5 protein-coding genes are annotated in these 4,323 nt (G+C 31.3%); all 5 read right to left on the bottom strand.

The window, feature by feature from the left end; all coding sequences use genetic code 11:
* Nucleotides 1–253: 253 nt before the first annotated feature.
* The 5 genes from MR053_RS13935 to MR053_RS13915 all read right to left on the bottom strand — a co-directional run bounded on the left by MR053_RS13935 (nt 254) and on the right by MR053_RS13915 (nt 4,171).
* The gene (locus MR053_RS13935) at nt 254–838 is read right to left on the bottom strand and encodes a toxin-antitoxin system YwqK family antitoxin (protein WP_242133011.1); all 585 of its coding nucleotides are present in this window, start codon (nt 836–838) and stop codon (nt 254–256) included.
* A 147-nt stretch (nt 839–985) separates the two neighbouring features.
* A complete protein-coding gene (locus tag MR053_RS13930; RefSeq protein WP_242133010.1) occupies nt 986–1,510 on the bottom strand; it encodes a hypothetical protein in 525 nt (174 codons plus the stop codon).
* Nucleotides 1,511–1,680: 170 nt separating this feature from the next.
* Nucleotides 1,681–2,157, bottom strand: a complete 477-nt coding sequence (locus MR053_RS13925; protein ID WP_242133009.1) for a T6SS immunity protein Tdi1 domain-containing protein — start codon at nt 2,155–2,157, stop codon at nt 1,681–1,683.
* A complete protein-coding gene (locus MR053_RS13920) occupies nt 2,157–2,537 on the bottom strand; it encodes a DUF2750 domain-containing protein (protein ID WP_242133008.1) in 381 nt (126 codons plus the stop codon). Before MR053_RS13920 ends, MR053_RS13925 begins: the two co-directional genes overlap by 1 nt.
* Before the next feature lie 770 nt (nt 2,538–3,307).
* Complete coding sequence (locus tag MR053_RS13915; protein ID WP_242133007.1) at nt 3,308–4,171, bottom strand: alpha/beta fold hydrolase; 864 nt, start codon at nt 4,169–4,171, stop codon at nt 3,308–3,310.
* Nucleotides 4,172–4,323 lie beyond the last annotated feature (152 nt).

Raw genomic sequence — 4,323 nt, 5'->3', positions numbered from 1 at the left:
ACGGTCGGATAGAATTGTTCCAAATAGATTTTCTTCCCAATCCCAAGGCTCACTAACTATAATGCGCACTGTTTGACCTTTTAAACTCATTCTCTAATTGGTGTTCTTTTAATAACCGCTAACGGTCCAGTGTATGATTTCGTTGCGTGGTTTAATCACTAAAGTTAGTAAATAATCACGGATAGAAAATTCCAGCGGAATTTTCGTAAGTAGGCTCTAACTAGCAATGAATTATACACATTGTTGGCAATAGTTATTTTATTTTCTTTCCGTTTTTATATTCTTTTTTCGTTTCGGTTCCATCATCTTTCAGGCAATATTCGATTCCGTTTTTCTTTCCATTTATAAATTCACAACGATATTTCAATTTCTCTCCGTCTTCTGCATATCCCAATTCAAGTCCGTTTTTCTTTTTTCCAAAATATTGACAGCTATAAGTCAGTTTTTCATTTTTAAATTGTTCCACAAGAATTTTTATTCCATCATCATTGTAAGTTGTTCTTTCAAAGATTTGGCCATCCAGATTGTATTTAATTTCTTTTGAAAGAACTAATGGTTTTTCGGAATTGTAAATGGTCTTATTGGATACTCTTATTTCTTGTCCATTATAATATAAATTGCTGGACAGAATAATTCCATTTTTATATTCCTCTTCATAAACTAAATGTCCGTTTTTTCGTTTGCTTTGAGCAATTCCAGTAAAGAGTTTATCGGTTTCGTTCTTATAAACCAAATTATTATCAATGTAGACTTCTTTCATTCCGATTATTTCTTGAGAAATCAGTTCGTTGAAAGTAAACAACATTATTAAAATCAATAAGTTTCTAAATTTGGTCATAATTATTGCCAACGTTTAGTATAAAAAGAGTTGCGGGTTTACGTGCGAGGATTTTCCGTAGGAAAATCAGATGTAGTAAACTTGCAACGACCTTTGGTTAAGCTCGAAATTGAGCAATTATTTTTATACATTGTTAGCTGCTGGACTTTATTCCGTTTTCTTTTGTTTAATTATTACAACTCCATCATATTCGTCAGTCGTATATTTTGCTATTTCCTTTTTGTCTTTTATCACATCCACAGATTCAATTGTTTCAGGATTTATTTTTTCGAGTTCCGCTTGAGTTATTGGTTTATCATTTATTAAGAATAGTACTTTACTGTCCGAAATACTTTTCGCAGCTTTCTCTTGAAACGGTTTTGTTTCAATCAATAAAACTCCGTTTAAGCTTTGTTCTCCATAAATGTCAACCATTTGAGGATTATCCATTGCTACTAAACTAAATTCTAAAATATCAGATTTGTAGAAATTTAATTTATCCAATTCGTTTTCTTTTAAAACTCTTTCGTTTACTACAATAACTGGATTTTGTTTCAGTTTTTTTTCTGCGATAGATTTCTCAATAAAATCCGCTATCATAGTTTTATCGGAATTTTCGTCGGAAAGTAAATAATCTTGGGAAAATCCGCTAAATGTTAATAGTCCGAATATGATTAAAAATAAGTTCTTCATTTTATTTTGATTGCGATTTTTTTTCGTCTTGCAGCTAACGGATTGCGGTATGAAACGTTGCGCATTTTGAAACACAAACTTATCAGCCCACTAAGCCGTTGATTAAATGTTATTTCGTTCAAATAGCACTATCCGCGCAATGTTTTATGACCGCGTGTTGTAAAACGTTTTTATTCAATTGTTTTTATATTCACTTTGGTACCATCTGGTAAATCCTTAATCTGTTTATGTATTTGACCACTTAATTCGAAATGAACTTCAATGTCTGTTAGTTCAAAATTATCGGGTTCATATTCTCCGCCTAAAACTGGCAATTTTTTATATCCATAAAGATGTTTATCAGTTAGTTCAAGTCCTTTTTCTTTGAGTTTTTCAACTAGTCCAATCAAAAACCATTCATCAACTAACTCATTATCTTTTAACTTTAGATTAAACTCATCTATGCTATCAGCAACTTTATCAAGAATTCCCTCTCCCACATTTAACCAATAACAGTTTCCATTTTTATCAGTTAAAAACAAATCTCCAATACTTGTCATTAAAATCGGAGTTTTATCGGTACCAATTAACCAATCCCAACTTTCTATCAATCTTGTTTCGTCAATGTGGTTAAATTCAACTTTTAAATCTGCCCATGTAATTTTCATTATTCATACTGATTTAATTCATAGATTAAGTGGTTCTTCATGTCAATTGCCGAAACGTGAACTGTATTAAATTCCGAATTTGGAAATCCAGCTAATTCAGCTTTTTCCTTTTCTAATTCATCCAACCAATCTAAAAAATCGTAAATATCATACTCAATCACTTTGTAATCTTTCCAAGTATCGGTCAAGAATAATTCTGCAAACTCCTTTTCTGGCCATACAGGTAAAACACTTATATCATTTGAGCCAATCATAACACATTGGTCTTCATTGTCTGCAATAAGATAAATTGTTTCAAAATCTGCTACTTTTCTCAATAAGTAGCCATATCTCTCTTTTGAATCAAGAGCAAAGATGTTATTTATTTTCTGCTGGTTCATGTAAATGTTTTACAACGGTTTGTGTATGGTTTGTTGCGTTGGTTTGGTCACTAATTTAGTAAATAAAACTGGCAATAGTTCAGCGCGAGGATTTTCCGAAGGAAAATCAGAAGCAATGAACTATACACTTTGTTGGCTACCGTTTTTCAATTTTTTATATATCAGTAAAAAAGAAATTATCATAGCAAAGTAGTACATAGCTGATTTAATGAAATACATTGAATAATTATTTCCCAAATATTCATAATAATAAGTTTCTCTAAAAGTAAATAGGTCAGTAGTCAATAGTGATTTGGAATAAGGATATACGATATGAATTATTTGCAGAATGAGAAAAGTCGAAAAGGTCAGTACGAGATATTTCTTAATATTATTAGAAATCAAATTATAATTATGATTCCATTTTTTTGTAATAACATAAATAGGTAAAACAAAGATGCCGAAGCAAAGTATTTCAGTTATAGTGAAATTTAATTTTGGATTAGTATCAGCAAGAATAAGGATATCTCGAGTAAGTTCCTCTAAAACATATGAGATGCTTGAAATACATAAATATGTAAATATTCCAATCCCAAAAATTCCTATTGATTCTTTTTTCATTCAGTGACTTGTAAGTAAGGTTTTAATGGTAGCCAACGGTTAGTATAACCGTCAGTTACGGGTTTTAAGTTACTGTTTTTCGATTGAGCACTGACGCTCGCAATTCCGAGTGGATTCGAACGTAGTCGAATCCGCCGTAATTGCGGTTATACATTGTTGGCGTTAGTTTTTTAATACCCATCTTTTGCTTTTGGCTTTTTAAATGGAGTGTTAAAAAATCGTTCTGCCATTATATTAAAAATTTCGGGTTCAAGACGGTAAGCTCTATGACCAGCAGAGGGAACAATGAAAAGGTTGGCTTTTGGAATATTCTCGTATATTTCTATAATATGTTCGAAAGGCATATAATCTGAATCACCAAAAACAAGAAGAACAGGAGCTTTAATTTTCTTTAGTTCTTCTACTTCAATATTTGGGTATTTTAGCATTTTTGTGATTAAAGCTTTTCGTCTTATTGTCTCATTGGAATTATCTCCTTTTTTTATTTTATCTTCCACTTTTTTAAGGTCAGAATTCATTTTATCTAAAGACCATTGATGTAAAGCTGTAGAATCAGGTCTTAAATTTGGCGCAGCAGCAATGAGTTTATTTACTTTATCTGGATATTCAATAGCCATTATCAAACCAATAATTCCACCATCACTTTGACCAAAAATGTTAACGGAGTCCAGATTTAGGTGATTAAGTAATTTATAATAGTCGTTGGTCATTAACTTGTAAGTCAGTTCTTCCGAACCATTTCCAGACTTTCCTTGGTATCTGCTATCAACTATGATAACAAAATAGTCATCTTTAAAATATTCTATCTGACATCTTCCTGATTTAACCGAACCACCATTTCCATGTATTAATAATAAGGGTTGTTTGGTAGAATCTCCATAGGTTTCATAATACATATTAATGCCATTTATTTGAGCATAATTTCCTCTTTCTTTATTATTTCCATAATCTATGGTAGTAACACAATTATGTGTCTGACTAAATAGATAAAGATTAGAAGCCAGTAATATGTATAGAATTAAAAGTTTTTTCACAGTATTATGAGTTTAAATTAACGCCAACGGTCTTGTGTATGATTAGTTGCGGGAAAGGACGCAGTCATTTTCCGCCGTAACCGAAAGATAATTAATAAGATTGAATTTCCGAGAGGAAATTCAGCCGCAATTAATTATACACGGTGTTGGCA

Origin of the sequence: Aestuariivivens marinum (assembly GCF_022662175.1) — a bacterium.
Lineage (GTDB): Bacteria > Bacteroidota > Bacteroidia > Flavobacteriales > Flavobacteriaceae > Aestuariivivens > Aestuariivivens marinum.
The sequence above is the reverse complement of the archived record's forward strand: the minus strand, read 5'-3'. Positions and strand labels throughout refer to the sequence as shown.